19 protein-coding genes are annotated in these 21,768 nt (G+C 71.3%); 12 read left to right on the top strand and 7 right to left on the bottom strand.

The window, feature by feature from the left end; genetic code table 11:
- The first annotated feature begins 44 nt into the window (after window positions 1-44).
- Window positions 45-701 (top strand): DUF5701 family protein, encoded by a 657-nt coding sequence (locus GA0074696_RS03530; protein ID WP_231925245.1) that lies wholly within the window; start codon window positions 45-47, stop codon window positions 699-701.
- Window positions 702-797: 96 nt separating this feature from the next.
- Here GA0074696_RS03530 and GA0074696_RS03525 read toward each other — a convergent pair whose 3' ends face one another.
- From GA0074696_RS03525 to GA0074696_RS03510, 4 genes are all read right to left on the bottom strand, one after another.
- Window positions 798-2,894: a hypothetical protein gene (locus GA0074696_RS03525; RefSeq protein WP_088959764.1), complete on the bottom strand. Its 2,097-nt coding sequence runs from the start codon at window positions 2,892-2,894 to the stop codon at window positions 798-800.
- Window positions 2,895-3,038: 144 nt separating this feature from the next.
- Complete coding sequence (locus GA0074696_RS03520) at window positions 3,039-5,132, bottom strand: hypothetical protein (protein ID WP_157745788.1); 2,094 nt, start codon at window positions 5,130-5,132, stop codon at window positions 3,039-3,041.
- Window positions 5,133-5,239: 107 nt separating this feature from the next.
- Complete coding sequence (locus GA0074696_RS03515; RefSeq protein ID WP_157745786.1) at window positions 5,240-7,351, bottom strand: choice-of-anchor D domain-containing protein; 2,112 nt, start codon at window positions 7,349-7,351, stop codon at window positions 5,240-5,242.
- Window positions 7,352-7,462: 111 nt separating this feature from the next.
- Complete coding sequence (locus tag GA0074696_RS03510) at window positions 7,463-8,839, bottom strand: hypothetical protein (protein WP_157745784.1); 1,377 nt, start codon at window positions 8,837-8,839, stop codon at window positions 7,463-7,465.
- A 233-nt stretch (window positions 8,840-9,072) separates the two neighbouring features.
- Here GA0074696_RS03510 and GA0074696_RS03505 point away from each other — a divergent pair, with 233 nt between their 5' ends.
- From GA0074696_RS03505 to GA0074696_RS03485, 5 genes are all read left to right on the top strand, one after another.
- Window positions 9,073-9,486 carry a DUF485 domain-containing protein gene (locus GA0074696_RS03505; RefSeq protein ID WP_088959760.1) on the top strand — a complete coding sequence of 138 codons (414 nt, stop codon included), beginning with the start codon at window positions 9,073-9,075 and terminating at the stop codon, window positions 9,484-9,486.
- Window position 9,487: 1 nt separating this feature from the next.
- Window positions 9,488-11,128 carry a sodium/solute symporter gene (locus GA0074696_RS03500; RefSeq protein WP_088959759.1) on the top strand — a complete coding sequence of 547 codons (1,641 nt, stop codon included), beginning with the start codon at window positions 9,488-9,490 and terminating at the stop codon, window positions 11,126-11,128.
- A gap of 110 nt (window positions 11,129-11,238) precedes the next feature.
- Entirely contained in the window at window positions 11,239-12,003 is a 765-nt protein-coding gene (locus GA0074696_RS03495) for an ABC transporter ATP-binding protein (RefSeq protein ID WP_088959758.1), read from the top strand.
- Window positions 11,988-13,676, top strand: coding sequence for an ABC transporter permease (locus GA0074696_RS03490; protein WP_088959757.1), 1,689 nt, complete (start codon window positions 11,988-11,990; stop codon window positions 13,674-13,676). Before GA0074696_RS03495 ends, GA0074696_RS03490 begins: the two co-directional genes overlap by 16 nt.
- Window positions 13,676-14,191 (top strand): SRPBCC family protein, encoded by a 516-nt coding sequence (locus GA0074696_RS03485; protein ID WP_088959756.1) that lies wholly within the window; start codon window positions 13,676-13,678, stop codon window positions 14,189-14,191. Before GA0074696_RS03490 ends, GA0074696_RS03485 begins: the two co-directional genes overlap by 1 nt.
- A 92-nt stretch (window positions 14,192-14,283) precedes the next feature.
- On the opposite strand, the gene GA0074696_RS03480 is transcribed toward GA0074696_RS03485, so the two are convergent.
- The 3 genes from GA0074696_RS03480 to GA0074696_RS03470 form a co-directional block, all read right to left on the bottom strand.
- The gene (locus tag GA0074696_RS03480; protein ID WP_088959755.1) at window positions 14,284-14,538 is read right to left on the bottom strand and encodes a hypothetical protein; all 255 of its coding nucleotides are present in this window, start codon (window positions 14,536-14,538) and stop codon (window positions 14,284-14,286) included.
- Window positions 14,539-14,697: 159 nt separating this feature from the next.
- The gene (locus tag GA0074696_RS03475; RefSeq protein WP_088959754.1) at window positions 14,698-14,892 is read right to left on the bottom strand and encodes a DUF397 domain-containing protein; all 195 of its coding nucleotides are present in this window, start codon (window positions 14,890-14,892) and stop codon (window positions 14,698-14,700) included.
- Window positions 14,889-15,674 (bottom strand): helix-turn-helix domain-containing protein, encoded by a 786-nt coding sequence (locus GA0074696_RS03470; RefSeq protein WP_088959753.1) that lies wholly within the window; start codon window positions 15,672-15,674, stop codon window positions 14,889-14,891. Before GA0074696_RS03470 ends, GA0074696_RS03475 begins: the two co-directional genes overlap by 4 nt.
- A 196-nt stretch (window positions 15,675-15,870) precedes the next feature.
- Between GA0074696_RS03470 and GA0074696_RS30640 the strand changes: the two genes are divergently transcribed.
- The 6 genes from GA0074696_RS30640 to GA0074696_RS03440 all read left to right on the top strand — a co-directional run bounded on the left by GA0074696_RS30640 (window position 15,871) and on the right by GA0074696_RS03440 (window position 21,688).
- Window positions 15,871-16,323, top strand: coding sequence for a hypothetical protein (locus GA0074696_RS30640; protein WP_157745782.1), 453 nt, complete (start codon window positions 15,871-15,873; stop codon window positions 16,321-16,323).
- A 23-nt stretch (window positions 16,324-16,346) separates the two neighbouring features.
- Window positions 16,347-17,102 carry a flavin reductase family protein gene (locus GA0074696_RS03460; RefSeq protein WP_088959751.1) on the top strand — a complete coding sequence of 252 codons (756 nt, stop codon included), beginning with the start codon at window positions 16,347-16,349 and terminating at the stop codon, window positions 17,100-17,102.
- Window positions 17,103-17,281: 179 nt separating this feature from the next.
- Window positions 17,282-17,653, top strand: a complete 372-nt coding sequence (locus GA0074696_RS03455; protein WP_088959750.1) for a DUF485 domain-containing protein — start codon at window positions 17,282-17,284, stop codon at window positions 17,651-17,653.
- Window positions 17,631-19,304: a solute symporter family protein gene (locus GA0074696_RS03450; protein ID WP_088959749.1), complete on the top strand. Its 1,674-nt coding sequence runs from the start codon at window positions 17,631-17,633 to the stop codon at window positions 19,302-19,304. The genes GA0074696_RS03455 and GA0074696_RS03450 overlap by 23 nt, the downstream gene beginning before the upstream one ends.
- A gap of 98 nt (window positions 19,305-19,402) precedes the next feature.
- Complete coding sequence (locus GA0074696_RS03445; protein ID WP_088959748.1) at window positions 19,403-20,377, top strand: NAD-dependent epimerase/dehydratase family protein; 975 nt, start codon at window positions 19,403-19,405, stop codon at window positions 20,375-20,377.
- A 78-nt stretch (window positions 20,378-20,455) separates the two neighbouring features.
- Complete coding sequence (locus GA0074696_RS03440) at window positions 20,456-21,688, top strand: LCP family protein (protein WP_088959747.1); 1,233 nt, start codon at window positions 20,456-20,458, stop codon at window positions 21,686-21,688.
- Window positions 21,689-21,768: the final 80 nt, after the last annotated feature.

Genomic DNA, 21,768 nt, shown 5'->3' with positions numbered 1-21,768 from the left:
CTCGTACACTGTACGGTAGGCCATACGACAACGGGAGGCCAACCGTGACCGTGTTCGACCCCGCCACCGAGTTCGACCGCCAGCTCGACGGGCTGATCCGCCTGGGCTACCCGGAGCTCGCCGGGCTCACCGAAGCCGCCTTCCGTGACCTGGTCACCCCGCTGCGGGACGCCGCGGTCAGCGGCGCGGCCGGGCTGCCCGCCCCGACCGAGGCTCGGGTGCCGTTCCTGCTGGTGACCACCCGCGACCTGGTCCCGGTGCCCGACCGACTGGCGCTCACCACGCTGGTCGGCAAGCGCAAGCCCGGCTTCCTCGACCGGAACTTCCCCCTCGACGACCTGCCCAGGTTCGACCCGATCAAGGAACTGGAGGCACCCGCCGGACCGGCGTACCTGCTCTTCGACGTCGACCGGGGCGAGGAGTTCCGCAACCTGGCCCCGGCCGCCGCGATGGAACAGATGACCGCCCAGGACCGGCTGCCGCTCACCATCGACGAGGGGACCGCCTTCATCACCCACTTCCCCGCCGCGCTGGCCAGCAACCGGTGCTTCTCGCTGGTCGGGTCCCGCTGTGGGGACAAGCGGGTGCCGGCGCTCTGGATCAGCCAGGGCGCGCCGAAGCTCGGCTGGTGCTGGTACGGCAACCCGCACACCTGGCTCGGCTCCGCCACCGCCCGCCCGGTGCGGGTGGGCCTCGAGTGACGGACCGGCCGGTGCGGGTGATGGTCCGCACCGGCCCGGTCCCGGACACGTCGAAGGGCGCCCCGGCCGAGACCGGGGCGCCCTTCCGGACCGGTGTCAGCCGCGGGCGCTCGTGGTGCCCCGCACGGTGAGCGGCTGCGGTGCGGCAAGCGTGGTCGTGCTGGCCGTGCCCGAGTACAGATAGAACCGACCGACCACGTCGGCGACCAGATCGACGGTCCCGGTGAGGTTGTGGACATGGAACGCGTCCTTCGGGCCGATCCCGCTCAGCACGGCGTTGGAGACGGTCTGCCCAGCGGCCGGGTTGAGGTTGCTCACGCCCGGCTTCGCCATGCCGGCGTCGGCCGGCCAGACGGTGAGCACGGTGTTCTTCGTCGGCGCGATCGCGGTCACGTTCATCGCCAGCACCTCGGTGTCCGCCGTGACCACGGACGGCGGCGCGGTGATCGTTCCGATGTCACCGGCAGCGAGCCCTCCCATCCCGAAGTTCGTCCGGGTGTCCGCGATGCGAGTGGGGCTCAACGGGCTGAACCGCAGCCCGTCCGGCAACGAGCCGTCGTCGATCACTCCGACCAGGTCGACCACCAGGTCGGTCCGCTGCGAGGTGTAGATCGTGAAGTCCGGAACCGCGTACGCCGGACCGCAGTCGGTGCACGGGCGGGTCTGCACGAAGGCCAGGTTGGGCACCACCTTGCCGGCGCCGTAGTTGACGGTCGAGGAGGTCGGCACCGGCGGGCCACCCGCCCAGGCGGTGAGGAAGCCCGCCTTCGCCGGGTTGACTGCGGTGATGTTGAGGACCAGCGCCTTCACGTGCGGGCTGGCCGGGCCAAAGTCGACCTGGCTCTGGATCTGCTGACCCGCCTCCAACGGATTGGGCCGGGTGTCGATGAGCCGGGCCGGCTCGACGGGATGGTAATGACCGCCCCAGCCGAGGCTGCTCTTCACCGTGTCGCTGGCGGCGTGGAAGCCCACCACGTCGACCACCACGTGGGTGGAGCCGTTGCGGTTGTAGATCATCACCTTGCCGCCGGCGCCGAGCTTCACCGTCACGTTATTGGACCCGAGCCAGCCGGCCGGGAAGTTGATCGACGAGGCGGTCGGGATGGACTCCCCGTACGGGTAGAGGGTGAGGAAGCTGCTCGCCGTCGGCCCGGTCACCGTCACGTTCAGCACCACCGAGCCGACGCCGCCGGCCGGCACCCCGCCTCGCCCGGTCACCTGGAGCTCGACGGCCTGCCCGGCACCGACCGGGCCGGGGGCGGGCCGGCCCAGGCCGGAACGGGTGTCCATCAGGCGCTGCGGCGCCAGCGGGTAGTACATGCCGATCACCGTGTCGTAAGCGGTGAACTTCAGCGGCACCACGCGCTTGCCGTAGGCGCTGTTGTCGTCCAGTTCCAGGTTGGCGGTGTAGTCGCCCCAACGCAGCGCGTTCGGCCGGATGCTGACGACGCACGATTCGCCCGACCAGTACGTCCGGCCGGAGCAGTTGTTGCCGATGATCTCGAACGACGACGCGTGGGCCCCCGAGATCCGGGCCGCCCCGAAGACGCTGTCCTGGGTGCCCTTCACGACGAAGCTCGCCGAGGCGTTCTCCATGTAGCCGCCGATGGCGACCCGGCCGAAGTCGAGCGGCGCGGGCGAGGAAACCGCCCCGACATAGGTGAGGCCGGAGTTCCAGCGCACTTCACCGGTGACCGCTCCGGCGTTGGGCGAGCAGTGGAACTCGTAGGCGGCGGCAAAGACGGTCGCCGCCCCCGTGGCGTCGTAGGCGACGTCTCGGACGGTGAGGCTGCCGTACGCGTACGTGCCGTTGCAGGCGGTGTTGTCCGAGGAGATGTTCAGGCCGGCGTGGGTAGCGTCGCCGGAGCCGACGGTCGGGTAGGTCTGACCGGCGGTGAAGGTCGGCGTGCCGGTCGGCGGCGTGATCCACATGGCGATGGTGGAGCCGCCCGGCAGGCCGCTCGCGCCCATGCTCACGCCCCCGGTGCCGTACGCGCGACCGGTCACGGTGGAGTTGGTGCCGTCGTAGACGCCGGACTGCTTGACCGGCTTGCCGTAGGCGTCGCCCACGTCGACGGTGAGGACCGTGTACGGAGCGGTGGGCGCGGCGAGCGCTCCTGCCGGCAGCACGGTCGAGGCACAGATCCCGGCGACGAGCGCGCCGAGAATGGTGCGGATATTCCGCATGAACACCCCGTGGAGGAAACAGGAGAGGGATTGGCCGGCTCAGATTAGGAGGATCGACGGATGACAGCAAGCCCGGTACCCACCGGTGGTGGGGACAACGGAAAGGGGCGCGCCGGAGGTTCGGCGCGCCCCTTCGTCAACGGTGTCCCGTCAGCCGCGGGCGTACTCCGTCACGCCGGTCGCGGTGACCTGCTGACGCGACTGGCCAGCCAGCGTCGAGCCGGCGGTGGCGGGGTACAGGTAGAAGGTGCCCACGAGGTCGGCCACCAGCGGCGTCTGCCCGGACAGGTTGTGCACGTTGAAGGCCCCGTTCGGGCCGAGCACGCCCAGCACCCCGTTTGACACGACCTGCCCGGCGGCCGGGTTGAGGTTGCTGGCCGAGGGCTTGGCGATGCCGGCGTCCGCCGGCCAGACGGTGAGCACCGTGTTCTTCTCCGGGCTCACCGCGGTCATGTTCATCACCAGCACCTGGTCGTCCTCCTGGATGCCGTCGTGCGAGTCGAGGGTGACCTTGTCGGTCTCGCCCGCGCTCAGCGCGTTCACCAGGCCCTGGCCGATCCGGCTGTCCACGATCCGCTTCGGTGCCGACGGCCGCAGCCGCAGGCCGTCGGTGACGGTGCCGTCGTCAATCACGCCGACCAGGTCGACCACCACGTGCGAGGTGGCCGAGGTGAAGACCCGGTAGCGCGGGGCGCCGGTGGCCCCGCCGCAGCCGCCGGACGGGCAGGGCACGGTCTGCACGTACGCCAGGTTCGGCACCACCTTGCCCGCGCCGTAGTTGACCGTCGAGGCGACCGGCTTGCTCCCCTCACCGGACCAGGCGGTGAGGAAACCGGCCTGCTGCGGGCTGACCGCGGTGATGTTCAGGACCAGCGCCTGGACGTGGGGGTTGAAGTCGCCGAAGACGTCGGCCTTGAAGTCGACCCAGCCGGCGACCGCGGAGCCCGCGGGCAGCGGGCCCTTGCCCGTGGTCCGGGTGTCGAGGATCCGGTACGGCTCGAACCACTGGTACTGGCCGCGCTTGGTGAACCCGGCGGGGGTGAGGCTGGTGCCGGCGTAGAAGCCGACCACGTCGACCACGACGTCGGTGTAGCCGTTGCGGTTGTAGATCGACACCTTGCCGTCCGCGCCGACCTTGACCGTCACGTTGTTCGAACCCAGCCAGCCCTTGGCGAAGTTGATCGACGAGGCCGTGGGTAACTGCTCACCCGCCGGGTAGGCGGTGAGGAAGCTGTTGCTCGTCGGCCCGGTCACGGTCAGGTTCAGCACCACCGCGCCCACACCGGAGGCCGGCACCCCGCCGCGCCCGGCGACCTGGAGGTTGACCGTCCTGCCCGGGCCGAGCTTGGCCTTCGGCGCACCCAGCCCGGAGCGGCTGTCCATCAGCCGGGCCGGGGACGCCGGGAAGTAGGCGCCCTTGGCCCCGTCGACGACGTCGGCTCGCACCGGGATGGCCAGCTCACCGGCGACCGTGTCCGCCGGCAGACGGAGGACGGCGCTCGTCAGGCCGCCCCGAGTCGACTTCGGCCGGACGGACAGCAGGCAACCGTTCCCCACCGTTACCGTCCGGTTCGAGCAGTAGTTCGAGACGATCTCGAAGTCACCGCTGCCGGCGCCGGTCAGGCCGGCGCCGCCGAAGGTGACGGGCAGGCTTCCCCGGGAGCGCACGATCAGGGATTTCGTGGGCCGGTCCCCCAGGTCCAGCTTGCCGAAGTCCGCGGTGGTGGGGTCGGGCAGCGCAGCGACGTAGTCCACCGAGGAGTTCCAGCGGATCTCGCCGGTGAGCGCCGCCGGGTCGCCGTCACAGTGGTACACGTAGCTCGCCGCGAAGGCGGTCACCGCCTGGGTGGTCGCGTCCCGGGTCACCTCCCGCACGGTGAGCGAGCCGGTCGCCGTGGTGCAGAAGAGGGTTCGTTCGTCGTTGAGGGCCAGGCGGGCCCGGACGGAGTCCCGCCCCTTGGCGGTCTCGTACGTCTGACCGGCCGTCCAGCTCTGCCCGGTGGGGGGCGCGGCGTCGAGCCGCACGTAAGACGTGTCGGGCAGCGAGGCGGTGATCCGGAAGACGTCGTCGGCGCCGGCCGCCGCGTCCATGGTGGCGTTGCTCGGATCGTAGACGCCGGACTGCTTGACCGGTCTGGTCCGGTGCTCGCCGAGATCGACAGTGAGGGCGGTGTACGGCGCGGTGGGTGCGGCGAGCGAGACGCCCGGCAGCCCCGCCAGCACGCTTGCCCCGGCGACTGCCACCCCGAGAAGGGTACGAATTCTGCGCATGGAGACCCCGTGGAAGGAAGAAGGAACGAAGGGTGCGGTGCGGGCGCCCCGGGGCCTGCCGGGACGCCCGCACCCGCGGGTCAGCCGCGTCGCGTGACGCGCTGCGCCGAGTCGACCACCTCGGGCCGCTCGGTGGCAGCCGCCCGGGTCAGCGTCGCCGCGCTGGCCGTACCCGGGTAGAGCCAGAAGGTACCGACCACGTCGGCCACGAGGTGGGTGGTGCCGGAGAGGTTGTGCACGTTGAAGGCGTCCAGCGGGCCGATGACCCCCAGCACCGCGTTGGACACGGTCTGTCCGGCGGCGGGGTTGAGGTTGCTGGCCGACGGCTTGCTCATGCCGTAGTCGGCCGGCCAGACGGTGATTACCGTGTTGTTGGTCGGCGACACGGCGGTGACGTTCATCGCCAGCGCCTCGGTCGCGTCGGTGACCAGGTTGGCCGGGGCGGTGACCTTACGGACGGCACCGGGACCCACGGCGCCGGCGATGCCCTGGCTGATCCGGCTGTCCACGATCCGGGTCGGGGCCAGCGGCGTGAACCGCAGCCCGTCGGGGGCCGTGCCGTCGTCCATCACGCCCACCAGGTCGATGACGATGTTCGAGGTCTGCGAGGTGTAGACCGCGAACCACGGAAGGGAGTAGCCCTTGCTGCTGTTCCACTCCTGGCGAACCTTGACCACGGCCAGGTTCGGCACCACCTTGCCGGCGCCGTAGTTCACCGTCGAGGACTTGGGCACGTCACCCACGCCGTCCCAGGCGGTGAGGAAACCGGCCTTCTTCGGCGAGACGGCGGTGATGTTGAGAACCAGCGCCTGCACCCGCGGGCTGAAGTCCGCGCCGAAGTCGACCGGTCCGTCGGTGTAGTAGCCGCCCGGCAGGGCACCCCCGTCGGTACGGCTGTCCCAGAGGCGGGAGGGCTTGAACCACTGGTACTGGCTGCCCCAGCCGCGGCTGGAGATGGAGTTGTTGCCGGCGTAGAAGCCGACCACGTCCACCACCACGTCGGTGGAGCCGGCGTGGTTGTAGACCGACACCTTGCCGCCCGAGCCCAGCTTCACGGTCACGTTGTTCGAGCCGAGCCAGTACTTCGGGAAGTTGATCGACGATCCGGTGGGCCGGCTCTGCCCGGCCGGATAGAGGGTGAGGAAGCTGGCGGCGGTCGGACCGGTGACGGTCACGTTCAGCACCACGGAGCTGACCCCACTGCTCGGCACCCCGCCACGGCCGGCGACCTGCAGGTCGACCTTCTTGCCGGCGCCGATCCGGGCCTTCGGTGCACCCAGGCCGGTTCGGGTGTCCATGAGGCGGGCCGGGGAGATCGGGTAGTACATGCCGGTGACGCCGCGGAAGGCCTCCACGGAGAGCTGCACACGGCGGGTGCCGGTGGAGCTGTCGTCGGCGAGCAGCAGGCTGCCCGTGTGGACGCCCTCCTTGACCGGGTGGGTCACCACGGAGACCGTGCAGGTCTCGCCCGGGGCGAGCGTCCGGCCGCTGCAGTTGGAGCTGGTGACGCTGAACGAGTCGGGGGTGGGGCCACCGATGCTGGCGGCACCGAAGGTGATCGGCTTGCTGCCGACCGACGTGAAGGTGACCGTCTTGGCCGCGCTACGCGTCGCCAGCTCCTGGAACCCGAACGAGACGGGGTTGGGCGAGCCGTGGGCGACCACGTAGTCCACCGAGGAGTCCCAGCGCAGCTCGCCGCTGATCATGCCGCTGTTGGTGCCGCCCGGGCAGCTGTAGTCGTACGATGCCGCGAACTTCTCGATCAGGCCGGTCTCCAGGTTCCGGCCGACCTCCCGGACGGTGATCGAGCCGCTGGTGTTTCCGCAGCCCCGGCCGTCGGACGCGAGGCTGAGGCCGGCGGAGGTGCCGTCGGCCAGCTCGCCGGCGCGGTACGTCTGCCCCTCGACCCACTTCTGCCCGGTGGGCGGCTCGGTCCTGAGATTGACGTAGGAGCTCTGCTGGTACGCGTAGACGGACACCCGGTCCAGCGAGTCCGGCGTCAGGGAAAGGTTCGAGTTGCCGGTGTCATAGACGCCCGACTGGTAGACCGGGTAGCCGCCGGTCTGGTCGCCCACGTCGACGGTGAGGACCTTGAACGGCGCGGTGGGCGCGGCGAGCGCGACGCTCGGCAGTCCCGCCAGCACACATGCCCCGGCGGCGGTGACGCCGAGGAGAGTGCGGATTCTGCGCATGAACACCCCGAAGAGAAAGAAGGATTGTCGGCCCCGAGGAGGGGCCGTGATCAATGTGAGCGACAAGGCGCCCCGGCCGACGGCCGGGGCGCCTTTCGATGGTCCGGGTGCTCAGCGGTGGGAGGCGCCCACGAACTGAGGCTGGCTCTTGCCGGCGTCACCGGAGAGCGTGGCCGCCGGAGCAGCCGGGTAGTAGAACGTGCCCACCATGTCGGCCACCAGGTGGGTGGTGCCGGAGAGGTTGTGCACGTTGAACGCGTTGTTCGGCTCGATGATGCCCAGCACCGCGTTGGACACGACCTGGTTGGCGTACGGGTTCAGGTTGCTCGTGCTCGGCTTCGGGATCTCCGGGATGTCGGCCGGCCACACGGTGATGACCGTGTTGTTGGTCGGCTTCACCGCGGTCACGTTCATGACCGCCACGCCGGTGGTGTCGGTGACCAGCGTGCCGGGAACGGTCACGCGACGGACGCTACCGGCGCCGAGGGCGCCGGGGGTGCCCAGGTTGATGCGGCTGTCCACGATCCGGGTCGGGCTCATCGGCGCGAAGCGCATGCCCCACTCCGAGAAACCGTCGTCGACCGCGCCGACCACGTCGACCAGGACGTGGGCGGAGGCCGAGGTGAAGATCTTGAACTTCCGCGAGCCCAGGGTGCACCACTGGCCCGGCTCGGCACCGGTGCACGGGGTGGTCTGGATGAACGCGGTGTTCGGCACGTTGCGGCTTGCGCCGTAGTTCACCGTGGAGGCGGTCGGCTTGGCGGTGGCACCCGACCACGCGGTGAGGAAGCCGGCGCTCGCCGGCGCCACCGCGGTGAGGTTGGTGACGAGGGTCCGCATGTGCGGGTTGCGCTCCGGCCCGAAGTCCAGTGCGTATTCGAGGGTGGTGCCGGCCGGCGGCTTGCCCTCGGGGTCCTCGCGGGTGTCGAACGCCCGCTCGGGTGCGTACCACTCGTACTGACCACCGTTGCGGTTGGTCATCGAGTTGTCCTTGGCGTAGTAACCGACCACGTCGACCACCACGTCGGTGTAGCCGTTGCGGTTGTAGACGGAGACCTTGCCGCCCGCGCCGAGCTTCACGGTGACGTTGTTGGAGCCCAGCCAGCCCTTGGCGAAGTTGACCGACGAGGCGTCGGGCCGGGTCTCGCCCGCCGGGTAGGCGGTGACGAAGCTGTCCATCGTCGGGCCGGTGATGGTCACGTTCAGCACGACCGCGCCGACACCGGCGGCCGGTACGCCACCCCGGCCGGCGACCTGGAGGTCGAACTTGCTCAGCGGGCCGATCTTTCCGGTCTTACCACCTAGGCCGGAGCGGGTGTCCATCAGACGGGCCGGGGAGACCTCGTAGTAGGCCCCGGTCGTGTCGGCGAGATCCGCCGTCGCCAACTGCGGCGCGGCGGCGGGAGCCGCGGATGCCGTACCCGGCACCACGGCCAGTGCACATGCCCCGGCGAGAGTCGCGCCGAGCAGAGTGCGGAATTTGCGCATAGAAACCCCGTGGATGAAGAGGAAACAGGGAATTGCTGCCTCAGCGTAGGGGGCGGGATCAATACCGGCAAGGACATACCTCGCCACAACACCAGGCGTGAACGCGCGGGGACTTAATGCTGTCTTAATGTTCGACCGATGCGTTGTCCACAGGGGTGAAGCGTTCTCCACAGGTTGTCCACAACCCCGGTGGACACCCTTGACATCCGCGCTGAGCAGGCGAGACTGCCCAGGTGACCGCTGCCGACGATCCGGTACCGGCCCCTCGGGCGCCACAGCCACCCGGGCGGGCGCGCATCGTGCTGGCAGAGGTGTCCCGCCGGGACAGCCGGGCCGAACGCACCCGCGTCGAACTCGCCCAGCAGACCCGGGTCGGCGAGGCGCTGGTGCGGGGCCTGGTCCGGGCCCAGCTGGCACTCGCGCTGCGGATGAGCCTGGTCGTGCTGATCGGGCTCGGCGGCCTGCCCTGGCTGTTCGCGATCGCGCCGGCCGTCGGCCGGGTCACCGTCTTCGGCGTCAACCTGCCCTGGCTGCTGCTCGGGCTCGCCTCCTTCCCGTTCCTGATCGCGGTGGGCTGGGCGTACGTGCGGCTGGCGGAACGCAACGAGCAGGACTTCACCGACCTGGTCCAGCGGCCGGAGCGCTGAGATGGGCAACGGCTACGTCGTCCCGGCCATCGTGGCGGTCACCCTGGTCACCCTCGGCATCGGCTTCTACGGGCTGCGGCTGGCCCGCACCACCTCCGACTTCCTGGTCGCCTCCCGCGCGGTGAGTCCGACCTGGAACGCCGCCGCGATCGGTGGGGAATACCTCTCGGCCGCCAGCTTCCTCGGCGTGGCCGGGCTGATCCTCAAGTACGGCGTGGACGTCCTCTGGTACCCGGTCGGCTTCGCCGCCGGCTACCTCGCCCTGCTGCTCTTCGTGGCCGCGCCGCTGCGCCGCTCCGGCGCGTTCACCCTGCCCGACTTCTGCGAACTGCGGCTCGGGTCGCGCCGGTTGCGCACCCTGGCCACCGTCTTCGTGATCTTCATCGGCTGGCTCTACCTGGTGCCGCAGTTGCAGGGCGCCGGGCTGACCCTGGCCACGGTCGCCGGCTCGCCGTACCCGGTGGGGGCGCTGCTGGTCGCCATCGTGGTGACCGCGAACGTGGCGTTCGGCGGGATGCGGGCGATCACCTTCGTCCAGGCCTTCCAGTACTGGTTGAAGCTGACCGCACTGGCCGTACCCGCGATCTTCCTGGCGTTGCAGTGGCAGGCCGACGCCCGGCCCACGGTGACCCCGCCCGACGGGCCGGCGTTCCGGACCGCGACCACCGTCGTGGTCGAGCACCGCGCGGCGCTCACCTTCGCCGACGGCACGATCCGGGAGGTACGCCCCGGCGACCGCCTCGACTTCGCCGCCGGTGAACCGGTGCCCGAGGTGTCCGGAGTGGCCACCGACGCGGCTGACTGGCTGCTGCCGGACACCGCCGGGGACGACGACCGGGGCCTCTTCGCCACGTACTCGCTGATCCTGGCCACGTTCCTCGGCACCATGGGGTTGCCGCACGTGCTGGTCCGCTTCTACACCAACCCCGACGGCGCGGCCGCCCGGCGCACCACGCTGGTGGTGCTCGCCCTGGTCGGCGTCTTCTACCTGCTGCCCACCATCTACGGCGTGCTCGGCCGGATCTACACGCCACAACTGCTGGTCACCGGGCAGACCGACGCGGTGGTGGTGCTGCTGCCCGGGGCCGCGCTCGGCGACGGGACCACCGGTCGGCTGCTCGCCGCGCTGGTCGCGGCGGGCGCCTTCGCGGCCTTCCTCTCCACCTCGTCGGGGCTGCTCACCAGCGTCGCCGGGGTGATCTCCACCGACGTGCTCGGGCGCGGCTCGGTACGCGGCTTCCGGCTGGCCACGGTGATCGCCGGCGGGGTGCCGGCGGTGCTCGCGCTCAACGTCTCCGGGCTGGACGTATCCCAGGTGGTCGGGCTGGCCTTCGCGGTCGCCGCGTCCAGCTTCTGCCCGCTGCTGGTGCTCGGCATCTGGTGGCGTGGGCTGACCGATCTGGGCGCGGCGGCCGGGGTGCTGGTCGGCGGCGGGGCGGCCGTGGGGGCGGTCCTGGTCACCGTGCTCGGGCCACCGCTGTCCGGCTGGCCGGCCACGCTCATCGCGCAGCCGGCCGCCTGGACGGTGCCGCTCGCCTTCACCGTGATGGTCGCCGTCTCGATGGCGACCCGCCGACGGGCCCCGGCCGATGTCGGGGCCACCATGCTCCGGCTGCACGCCCCCGAGGCGCTGCGGCTGTGACCCCGTCGGTGGCGGCCGGTCTGGACTAGGGGCAGGTACGTCCCGGGGACGACGCGGGATCATCCTGCGGCCGGAGCGTCGGCTGGTCCGGCCCGGATACGGTCGGACGCATGACTGGTGGGCACCCCGCGCTCGCGCTGCGCGGCCTGGCGAAGCAGTTCGACGGCAAGGTCGCGGTGGCGGGCGTCGACCTGGCCGTCCCGGCCGGCTCCTTCTACGGGCTGCTCGGCCCGAACGGCGCCGGCAAGACCACCACGCTGTCGATGGCGGTCGGCCTGCTGCGGCCCGACCACGGCCGGGCCTGGGTGCTCGGGCACGACGTGTGGGCCGACCCGGTGGGCGCAAAGCGGCTGCTCGGCGTGCTTCCGGACGGCGTACGGCTCTTCGACCGGCTCACCGGGGCGGAGCTGCTGGCGTACCACGGTCTGTTGCGTGGGATGGACCCGGCGGTGGTCGACCAGCGGGCCGCCGAACTGCTGGACGTGCTGGCGCTCACCGACGCCGGCCGGACCCTGGTGGTCGACTACTCGGCCGGCATGAAGAAGAAGATCGGCCTGGCCTGCGCGCTGCTGCACGGCCCCCGGCTGCTGGTGCTGGACGAACCGTTCGAGGCGGTCGACCCGGTCTCCGCCGCGCTGATCCGCGACATCCTCCAGCGGTACGTCTCCGGCGGCGGCACGGTGGTCTTCTCCAGCCACGTCATGGAGGTCGTCGAGCGGCTCTGCTCGCACGTGGCGATCCTCGCCGACGGCACCATCAAGCGGGTCGGCACCCTGGACGAGGTGCGCGGGGACCGGTCCCTGGAGGAGGTCTTCGTCGAGGTGGTCGGTGGCCGCACCGCGACCGGTGAGGAACTGTCGTGGCTGTCGCGGTGACCGTCCCGGCCGAACCGGTCCGGCGGGTCTCCGCCCGGCACTTCGTCCGGCTCAAGCTGCGGGTGATGGGCAACAACTTCCGGGGTCAGGGCTGGCGGATCGCGATTTTCGTGATCGGCGTCCTGGTCGGCCTCTGGTTCGCCGCCAGTGGTTTCCTGGCGCTGGCCGCGCCGGGCTTCGCCGGCGAGCCGCGGTACGCGCTGCTGACCGCCGCGTTCGGCGGTGGGCTGCTGGTACTCGGCTGGCTGCTGCTGCCACTGGTCTTCTTCGGCGTGGACGAGACCCTGGACCCGGCCCGGTTCGCGCTGCTGCCACTGCCCCGCCGCACCCTGGTCGCCGGGCTGTTCGGGGCGGCGCTGGTCAGCGTCCCGGTGCTCGCGGTGCTGCTCGCCGTCTCCGGGCTGGTGGTCACCGCCGCCGCGCTGGGCGGGTGGCCGGCCGGGCTGGTCGCGGCCGTCGGGGTGGTCGCGGGGCTGCTGCTCTGCGTCGCCGCAAGCCGCGCGGTGACCAGCGCGTTCGCCACCATGCTGCGGTCCCGCCGGGTACGCGACCTGGCCGCCGTGCTGCTCGCGGTGGTCGCCGCCCTGCTCGGGCCGTTGCAGATCGCGGTGCTGGCGGCGGTGCGGGAGGCCGACTGGGACCGGCTGACCGGGGTGGCGGAGGTGGTGGGCTGGACCCCGTTCGGCGCGCCCTGGACGGTCGGCGTGGACGTGGCCGAGGGGCGGGCCTGGGCCGTACCGGTGAAGTTGCTGATCACGGCGGTGACCATCGGCCTGCTGCTGCTGTGGTGGTCGCGGTCGCTGGAGTCGGCGATGGTCGGCGCGGCCAGCGCCGCTCCGGCCAAGGGCCGGCGCGGGCCGGCGGGCGGGGTCGTCGCGCAACTCTTCCCCCGGGCGCTGGCCTGGACGCGCCGGGACCGGTTCGGCGCGCTGGTCTCCCGGGAGGCGCGCTACTGGTGGCGGGACGCCCGGCGCCGGGCCAACCTGATCACCATCGCGGTGGTCGGGGTCTTCGTGCCGGTGATGGTGAACCTCGGCGGCCCGCAGTTCGCCGCCGAGGACGGCCCGGATTTCACCGCCGGCGACTCGTCGCCGGTCCTGCTCAGCCTGTCGATGCTCTTCGTCGGGGTGCTCGCCTCGGTCACCCTGGCCAACCAGTTCGGCTTCGACGGCAGCGCGTACGCGGCGAACGTGGTGGCCGGGGTGCCCGGTCGGCTGGAGCTGCGCGCCCGGATGACGGCCTTCTCGGTGTACGTGGTGCCGATGCTGGGCGTGGTGTCGGTGGTGATCGCGCTGGTGGTGGGCGAGCCCGGCTGGATCGGGGTGGCCGGGGGCGCGCTGCTCGCCGCGTACGGGGCCGGGTTGGCGATCAACGGGTTCGTGTCGGTGCTCGGGGCGTACTCGCTGCCGGAGACGAGCAACCCGTTCGCGATGAACACCGGGGCGGGGGTGGCGAAGAGCTTCCTCACCCTGCTGTCCATGGTCGCCTCGGCGGCCGCCGCGGTACCGATGGTGGTGGCCGCGGCGCTGCTCGGGGACGCCTGGCTCTGGCTGGCCCTGCCCCTCGGCCTGGCGTACGGGCTGGGGGCGGCGCTGCTCGGCTCGTACCTGGCCGGGGACGTGCTGGACCGGCGGATGCCGGAGCTGCTGGCCACCGTCACCCCGCGCCGCTGATGCCGGTCGTCGAGGCGGTGGCGACCGTCCCGGTCCCGCCCGAGCTGGCCTTCGCGGTGTCGCAGACCACCGCGCCGGTGCGCTACCGGTGGGACCCGTTCGTCCGGGAGCAGCACTTCACCGACGGGGCGACCCGCCCCGGCAAGGGGGTGCGGACCTTCACCCGCTCCCGCCACGGCCTGGTCATGGTCAGCGAGTACGTCTCGTTCGCGCCGCCGAGGAACGTCGGCATGAAGATGGTGCGCGGGCCGTGGTTCTTCGAGATGTTCGCCGGCGGCTGGCGGTTCGCACCTGCTGAAGAGCCGGGCCACACCGTCGCCACCTGGCGGTACAGCTTCCGCTGCCGGCCGGCGTTCCTGCGGCCGGTCGCCGACCGGGTCGGCGTCTGGCTGCTCACCCGGGACATCCGCCGCCGGATCGCCGGCTACGCCGCCGGCTGCGCGGACCCGGAGGTGCTGGCCGCCGCCCGTCGCTCGCTGGCCGCCGACGATCCGACCGACGGGGGTACGACCTGAGCCCCCCGCCTCGGCCGGGGCCACCGGGTGCGGCATGTCGCGGTGTCCGGCCTGACGGACACCGCGACCCGGCGCGTGGATCGAGCGCGGGGTCAGACCCGGCGCAGGAAGGCGTAGAGGAAGTGGCTGCCGGTGACCGAGGCGACGTTGACCAGCTCCCAGCCGTAGTTCGACAGGTGCTCGACGGCCTCCATGAGCTGGGTGACGCTGTTGCCCATGAATCCGGGCCGGGCCGAGACGGCCAGGTGCCGGAACGGGTAGGCGCGCAGGTCGACCTCGCCCCGGAGGATCGAGTCGGCACCGACGGACCGGGACTGGGCGAGCTGCGGCGGCGTCACGAAGGCCATGCCCGGCACGATAGGCCGTCCGGGCGAGGGTGCCGTTCCGGCGAGATGGCGAGCGCCTGACGCGTTGCGGCGCGTCGCGGTGTCCCGCGCCGTGGATACCTCGACACGCCGCAAGGCGGTGCGGATCATGCGGTCAGCGCCGGACCGGACGGGTCAGCCTCAGTCGGCGCGACCGGAGCGGGCGTGCGCGACGAACGCGCGCCAGGCGTCGGGGGCGAAGGTGAGGGTTGGGCCGGAGCGGTCCTTGCTGTCCCTCACCAGCACCACGGGCAGGTTGTCCGCCACCTCGACGCAGTTGCCGCCGGAGTCTGTCGAGCGGCTGGATGTGCGCCAGTGCGGCTTGTCGATCGTCATGGCGTCACCTTCAGCTTCCGGATCAGATCCAGCGAGGCGCCTGTGGACAGTGCTTCGCCGAGCAGGCTATCCCACTTGCGATCGATCAAGCCGATCATTTCGGGGTCGTCCATGACGTGTCCCCGAGCGGCATTCTCCAGGTAGAGGGCCCTGTCGCCGTCCGGCAGCTCGGCGAGCACGAACCCACCGCCCAGCCCGACGTGCTCGCCGACAGTCAGCGGAATGACGTGCAGCCGGAGGAACGGCAGATCCGCCACTTCCAAGAGCCGCACCAGTTGCTCGTCGAGCACGGCAGGCCCACCAACGGGCCGGCGTAGCGCCGCCTCGTCGAGCAAAAAGACGCAGTGCGGTGGCTCCTCGCAGTGCAGCAGTTGCTGCCGCTCCATTCGCACCGCCACCAACTCGTCGACCATCGCCGGCGCGTGCAGCCCACCGGCCGAGATGACCGCGTGCGCATACCTCTCGGTTTGGAGCAGGCCGGGCACCAGGCAGGCTTCGAAAGCACGCAGTCGAGTGGCCTGCTGTTCGTAGCCTCGCCAGGGCGCGAACCAGGACGGCCCCCGCTCCTGGTCGGCCGCCTTGAGTAGTTCGGCGAGGAGGCCGCCGGTGCCGAGGGCTTGGTCGGTGGCGACGGCGAACTCCATGGTCGGCCGGCGGCGGCCGGTCTCGATCGCGGCCACGGTGGAGGGGCTCCACTTGATCAGGGCCGCCAGCCCTTCCTGGGACACCTCGGCACCCGCTCGGGCGGCCTTCAACGCCCTGACCCACATCTCGACGTTCATCCTTACCTCTCCGGTAAGTACGTGACCCCGCTGCGTAGTAAGCCCTGGCATCCTCCCCTGCGACCGGTCCGCCGTCCAGGGTGGAGGACACGCGGCCCGGCCGGTGGAGGCGTCGACCCGGCGGCCGGTCCTGCGTCGGGTCGCCCCGGTCAATCCCCCGACCGGGGCGACCCCCGAGACGGGGAGGAAGTCAGCGATGTTCGGGTTCATCCGCGGCAGGAACGCCGCGCTGTGGCCGTACCGGAGGAAGAAGGTGGCACCGGCGACCGGCGTGCCGGGCGCGACCCCGCCGCAGGGGTCGGCGGGGTCGGCCGAACCAGCCGCCGGCGTGGGCGACCGCGCCGGCGGTGCCCCCGCCGCGACCGGGCCGCGCAGGCTGGCTGACCCCGGGGCAGACCTGGCGGGCGAAGGGCGGACGGTGGTGACCACCGCCCGGGCGTGTCGCGCCGGGAAGGCGGACATGACCCTGAGCGTGATGCCTCTGAGTCATAAATATGCCTCTGAGTCATATCGCTCGTTGCGGCATTCGTCTCCGGCCGCCGACACGCCGGAACGCAACCGGCGGACCGCCACCCCGCGGACCGCCACCCCGCGGACCGCCACCGCGTCGGCCATCGCCGCGCGGACCGCCGTCGGGGACCGGCGGTGAGCAGGCGGGCGCCGCATCTGCCGATGCGACCTCTCTGGCGGTGCCGGGCCTGCGGCGCGCACTGGCCGTGTCAGCCGGCCCGACTCGGCCTGCTGGTCGAGTACCGGCACGACCGGACGGCACTGCTGGTGTACCTGGGCGGGCTGATGGCCGAGGCCGCCGATCAGCTCGCCCGACTCCACCCGCAGGCCCGCCCGACCGACCTGCACGAGCGCTTCCTCGGCTGGGGGCGGGCCCGGGGCGGCACAATGTTTCACGTGAATCATGACCCGGGTGCCGAGATCCACCACACCGATCCGTTCGCGGTGCCCGCCGGGCAGCGCTCGCCCGTACGCCGGTTGCGGGGTCGGCTGGCGGCGCCGGTGACCCTCTGGACGGCGCCCGGCCCCGCGGGGCTGACCGTCTCGTCCACCCTGGTCGCCGAGGGTGAGCCGGACCGGCTGCTCGGGCTGATCGACGCGGAGTCGGACCTGTGGGCGGCGGTGGAGGAGGCCGGGCGGTTCGCGGTGGCGCCGTTGGGGCCGCCGCACCGGCAGCTCGCCGACCGGTTCGCCGGGCTCTTCCCCTCCCCGGGCGGGCTCTTCGCCACCGGATCGTGGCTCGACACCCCCTACGGACCGGTCCCCGCCGACGCCGGCGGGTGGGCCGGCTGCCGGCTCGACACCGCCCGGGAGTACGGCTGGGGCCTGCTGGTCGAGGCCACCATCGAGGCGGTCGAGCTGACCGAGGAGACCATGCCGCTGCTGCACTACCGGGGCCGGTACCACGAGCTGACCTGACCCCCCCCGCCGCCGAGCATCCGGCCTACCGCTCGTCGGAGTGACGTGGGTCACTCGGCGCAACCGGCAGACCGTTCGGCGCAGCCGTCGACCGGCCCCGATCTCGGCCTTCCCTGGATGGGAGCGCGCTCTCTACGGTGCGCGAAACTCCCCAGGCCTGTGAAGGTGGTGATCCACAGATGTCCACGGACACACCCGCGTCCGCGCCCGCCGAGTCGGCGGCGGAGCGGTATCTCGCCGTACAACGGTCGGACGAGTTCGCCGGGTTGCGTCGCGCGTTGCGCGGCTTCGTCTTCCCGATGACCGTCGCATTCTTCCTGTGGTACGCGCTCTACGTGATCCTCTCCGCCTACGCGCGGGGCTTCATGGGCACGAAGCTCTTCGGCAGCCACATCAACGTCGCGCTCATCTTCGGCCTGCTCCAGTTCGTCTCCACGTTCCTGATCGCCTGGCTCTACTCCCGGTACGCCGACCGGAAGATCGACCCGGTCGCCGACCGGATCCGCGCCGAGATCGGGGAGGTGACCCATGAACACGGTCCTCGCGGCTGAGGCAGGCGGCAGCACCGCCCGGAACCTCACCATCACGCTCTTCCTGGTCTTCGTCGCCATCACGCTGGCCATCACCATCTGGGCCAGCCGGCAGACCAAGACCGCCACCGACTTCTACGCCGGCGGCCGCTCCTTCTCCGGCTTCCAGAACGGCATGGCGATCGGTGGCGACTACATGTCCGCCGCCTCGTTCCTCGGCATCGCCGGCATCATCGCCCTCTACGGCTACGACGGCTTCCTCTACTCGATCGGCTTCCTGGTCGCCTGGCTGGTGGCGCTGCTGCTCGTCGCGGAGCTGCTGCGCAACTCGGGCCGGTACACGATGGCCGACGTGCTGGCCTTCCGGATGCGCCAGCGCCCGGTGCGGACCGCCGCGGCGGTCTCCACCATCACGGTGTCGATCTTCTATCTGCTGGCCCAGATGGTCGGCGCGGGCGCGCTGGTCGCGCTGCTGCTCGGCATCAAGCCGGGCACCACCTTCCTCGGCATGGACGCCGACACCGCGAAGGTCGCCACCATCATCATGGTCGGCGCCCTGATGATCATCTACGTCACCGTCGGCGGGATGAAGGGCACCACGTACGTCCAGATCGTCAAGGCGTTCCTGCTGATGACCGGCGCGCTGGTGATGACCGTACTGGTGCTGGCGCACTACAAGTTCAACCTCTCCACGCTGCTCGGCGATGCGGCGGCGGCCTCCGGCAAGGGAGAGAAATTCCTCGTGCCGGGCGGGCGATACGGCGTGGAGGTGGCCGGCAATGCGACGCAGACCTTCTACAACAAGATCGACCTGCTCTCGCTCGGCATCGCGCTGGTGCTCGGCACCGCCGGCCTGCCGCACATCCTGATCCGCTTCTACACCGTTCCGACGGCGAAGACGGCCCGCAAGAGCGTGCTCTGGGCGATCGGCATCATCGGTACGTTCTACCTGCTCACCCTGGCGCTCGGCTTCGGCGCGGCGGCGATGGTGGGCGGCACGGCCATCACTGCGCAGGACAAGGCTGGGAACACCGCGGCACCGCAACTGGCCGAGGCGCTGGGCATCAAGTTCCTCGGCGGTGATCTGGGCGGGGCGACCCTGCTGGCGATCATCGCGGCGGTCGCCTTCGCCACCATCCTGGCGGTGGTCGCCGGGTTGACCCTGGCGTCGTCGTCGAGCCTGGCGCACGACTTCTACGCCAACGTGGTCAAGAACGGGCAGGCCTCGGAACGGCAGGAGGTGAACGTCGCCCGGATCTCCGCGCTCGTCATCGGCGCGATCTCGATCGTCCTGTCGATCTTCGCGCAGAGCCTGAACGTGGCCTTCCTCGTGGCGCTCGCCTTCGCGGTCGCGGCCTCCGGCAACCTGCCGGCGATCCTCTACAGCCTGTTCTGGAAGCGGTTCAACACCTCGGGCGCGGTCTGGGCCATCTACGGCGGCCTGATCTCCGCCGTGGCGCTGGTCTTCTTCTCCCCGGTGGTCTCCGGCGCGCAGACCGCGATGTTCCCGGACCACGACTGGCACTGGTTCCCGCTGACGAACCCGGGCATCATCTCCATCCCCATCGGTTTCCTGTGCGGCTGGATCGGCACGGTGATCTCCAAGGAGCACGACGAGGAGAAGTACGCGGAACTGGAGGTGCGGGCGCTGACCGGCGCGGGAGCGCACTGACGTCCACCATCGGAGGGGCCCCGACGCGCGTGCCGCGCCGGGGCCCTTCGCCGCATGCCTCGCCGCATCCGGGGGGCACCCTTAGTAGGCTGGCCGGCATGAAGGTAGCCCCGCGGTTCGGCAGCGGTCATCGCGTCCTGGTCACCGGCGGCGCCGGTTTCGTGCCGTCCCACCTGGTCGACGCCCTCGTCGGGCGCGGCTGCCAGGTCGTCGCGCTGGACAACTTCGTCACCGGTTCGAAGGACAACGTCGCGCATCTGCTGGACAACCCGTCCTTCGCCCTGGTCGAGGCGGACATCTCCGACGGGCTGCCGGCCCACCCGGCGCTGGCCGAGCGGTTCGACGCCGTCCTGCACATGGCCTCCCCGGCCAGCCCGACCGACTTCGAGAAGCTGCCGGTGGAGATCCTCCGGGTCGGCTCGGCGGGCACCCTGCACCTGCTGGAGCGCGCGCTCGCCGACGGCGCCCGGTTCCTGATGGCCTCCACCTCGGAGGCGTACGGGGACCCGAAGGAGCACCCGCAGCGCGAGACGTACTGGGGCAACGTCAACCCGATCGGGGTGCGCGCCGTCTACGACGAGGCGAAGCGCTTCTCGGAGGCGGCCACCATGGCGTACCACCGGAGCAAGGGGCTGGACGCGGCGATCGTCCGGATCTTCAACACGTACGGCCCGCGGATGCGCCCCGACGACGGCCGGGCCATCCCCACCTTCATCTCCCAGGCGCTGCGCGGCGAGCCGATCACCGTGCACGGGACCGGCAACCAGACCCGCTCGATCTGCTACGTCGACGACCTGGTGCGCGGCATCCTGCTGCTGCTCGACTCGACCGAGACCGGGCCGATCAACTGCGGCACCGAGCACGAGATGAGCATGCGGCAACTCGCCGAGACGATCGTGTCACTCTGCGGAAGCACTTCCGAGGTGACGTACATCACCCGCAGTGCGGACGATCCGGAGATGCGACGACCTGATCTCACCCTCGCCCGGGAGCTGCTCGGATACGAACCCACCGTGGCGCCCGAAGACGGACTGCGACGCACGATCGACCACTTCCGGGCGCGGCTAGGGTAGCTCCCCGCCCGGCACGCTGGGCGCGACGCGGCGTTCGCCTTCGGGCGACGCTCGACCGGCATACGTACGCTGAATCGCATGTCCGCCACATCGTCAGCCGGCGTCCCGCTTCCGTACCTGCAGAGGAGCGCCGGACGCGCCGCGGTTCCCGGTCCCGACCGGGCTGCCGGGCGCGCCCGGCCGTCCGAGACGCAGTGGTACCCGTCGTACGACGAGGAGAGCCCCCGCTCCGGCGGGCCCGGCGGCCCGGGCGGACCCGGCACGCCGCCGGGGCCGGGCGGTCCGGGTGGCCCCGGCCGGCGCGGCCCCCGCCCGCGCTGGGGGCGGATCGGCCTGGTGGCCGGCGTGGCGGTGCTGGTGCTGGCGCTGCTCGGTGGCCTGGGGGCGTGGGTCTACACCGACAACCTCGACAAGGACCTGGCCCGCACCGACCCGTTCTCGGAGATCACCGGCGGGCGGCCGGCCAAGGCGGTGGACGGCGCGCTGAACATCCTGCTGGTGGGCTCGGACTCGCGCGACCCGGACGCGCCGGTGGACACACAGAGCCAGTGGCGGGCCGACACGATCATCGTCATGCACATCCCCGCCGACCACAAGTCGGCCTACCTGGTCTCCATCCCGCGTGACCTGTACGTGCCGATCCCGGAGAGCGCCGGCGCGGAGTGCGACTCGGGGCGGCGCGCGAAGATCAACGCGGCGTTCGCGTTCGGCGGCCTCCCGCTGGCGGTCCGCACGGTGGAGTGCTTCAGCGACGTCCGGATCGATCACGTGATGGCGATCGACTTCGGCGGCTTCAAGGAGGTCACCGACGCGCTCGGCGGGGTGGACCTCAAGGTGGAGCGGAGCGTCACCTCGATCCACAAGCCGTACCGGAAGTTCACCAAGGGCACCATGCACATGGACGGCGCCACCGCGCTGGACTGGATCCGGCAGCGCAAGCAGTTCCCGGAGGGCGACTTCGCCCGGATGCGCCACCAGCAGGAGTTCCTGCGCGCGCTGATGGACAAGGCGGCGAGCACGGGCACGCTGGCCAATCCGAAGAAGCTGAACGCCTTCCTCCAGTCGGTCACCGACGCGGTGACCGTCGACAACGGCTTCTCGCTGGTCGACATGGGTGTGCAGTTCCGCAGCCTGCGCGGCGAGAACCTGACCTTCCTCACCAGCCCGAACACGGGCAGCGACACGATCAACGGCGAGTCGGTGGTGGTCTCCGACCGGGCTAAGGCGCTGGCGATGTACAAGGCGATGTCGGCGGACACGATGGCGGCCTGGGTGGCGGCCAACGAGAACCCGGACACCAAGGGCAACTGACCCGGTTCCTCCCCCGGGCGGCCGGATCTCCCGGCCGTCCCGGCGGACCGACGAGGCCGGTTGCGGCGGCCGAAATTGCC

This window comes from Micromonospora purpureochromogenes, from assembly GCF_900091515.1.
GTDB classification, from domain to species: Bacteria; Actinomycetota; Actinomycetes; order Mycobacteriales; family Micromonosporaceae; genus Micromonospora; species Micromonospora purpureochromogenes.
This window is presented reverse-complemented; position numbering and strand designations above follow the sequence as displayed.

What these genes read in the sequence shown, in the direction of transcription:
- GA0074696_RS30640 (WP_157745782.1), top strand. Translation starts at nt 15,871, where the DNA reads ATGTTCGGGTTCATCCGCGGCAGGAACGCCGCGCTGTGGCCGTACCGG.
- GA0074696_RS03470 (WP_088959753.1), bottom strand. Translation starts at nt 15,674, where the DNA reads ATGAACGTCGAGATGTGGGTCAGGGCGTTGAAGGCCGCCCGAGCGGGT.
- GA0074696_RS03445 (WP_088959748.1), top strand. Translation starts at nt 19,403, where the DNA reads ATGAAGGTAGCCCCGCGGTTCGGCAGCGGTCATCGCGTCCTGGTCACC.
- GA0074696_RS03480 (WP_088959755.1), bottom strand. Translation starts at nt 14,538, where the DNA reads ATGGCCTTCGTGACGCCGCCGCAGCTCGCCCAGTCCCGGTCCGTCGGT.
- GA0074696_RS03500 (WP_088959759.1), top strand. Translation starts at nt 9,488, where the DNA reads ATGGGCAACGGCTACGTCGTCCCGGCCATCGTGGCGGTCACCCTGGTC.
- GA0074696_RS03460 (WP_088959751.1), top strand. Translation starts at nt 16,347, where the DNA reads ATGCGACCTCTCTGGCGGTGCCGGGCCTGCGGCGCGCACTGGCCGTGT.
- GA0074696_RS03440 (WP_088959747.1), top strand. Translation starts at nt 20,456, where the DNA reads ATGTCCGCCACATCGTCAGCCGGCGTCCCGCTTCCGTACCTGCAGAGG.
- GA0074696_RS03450 (WP_088959749.1), top strand. Translation starts at nt 17,631, where the DNA reads ATGAACACGGTCCTCGCGGCTGAGGCAGGCGGCAGCACCGCCCGGAAC.
- GA0074696_RS03515 (WP_157745786.1), bottom strand. Translation starts at nt 7,351, where the DNA reads ATGCGCAGAATCCGCACTCTCCTCGGCGTCACCGCCGCCGGGGCATGT.
- GA0074696_RS03455 (WP_088959750.1), top strand. Translation starts at nt 17,282, where the DNA reads ATGTCCACGGACACACCCGCGTCCGCGCCCGCCGAGTCGGCGGCGGAG.
- GA0074696_RS03510 (WP_157745784.1), bottom strand. Translation starts at nt 8,839, where the DNA reads ATGCGCAAATTCCGCACTCTGCTCGGCGCGACTCTCGCCGGGGCATGT.
- GA0074696_RS03475 (WP_088959754.1), bottom strand. Translation starts at nt 14,892, where the DNA reads ATGACGATCGACAAGCCGCACTGGCGCACATCCAGCCGCTCGACAGAC.
- GA0074696_RS03485 (WP_088959756.1), top strand. Translation starts at nt 13,676, where the DNA reads ATGCCGGTCGTCGAGGCGGTGGCGACCGTCCCGGTCCCGCCCGAGCTG.
- GA0074696_RS03495 (WP_088959758.1), top strand. Translation starts at nt 11,239, where the DNA reads ATGACTGGTGGGCACCCCGCGCTCGCGCTGCGCGGCCTGGCGAAGCAG.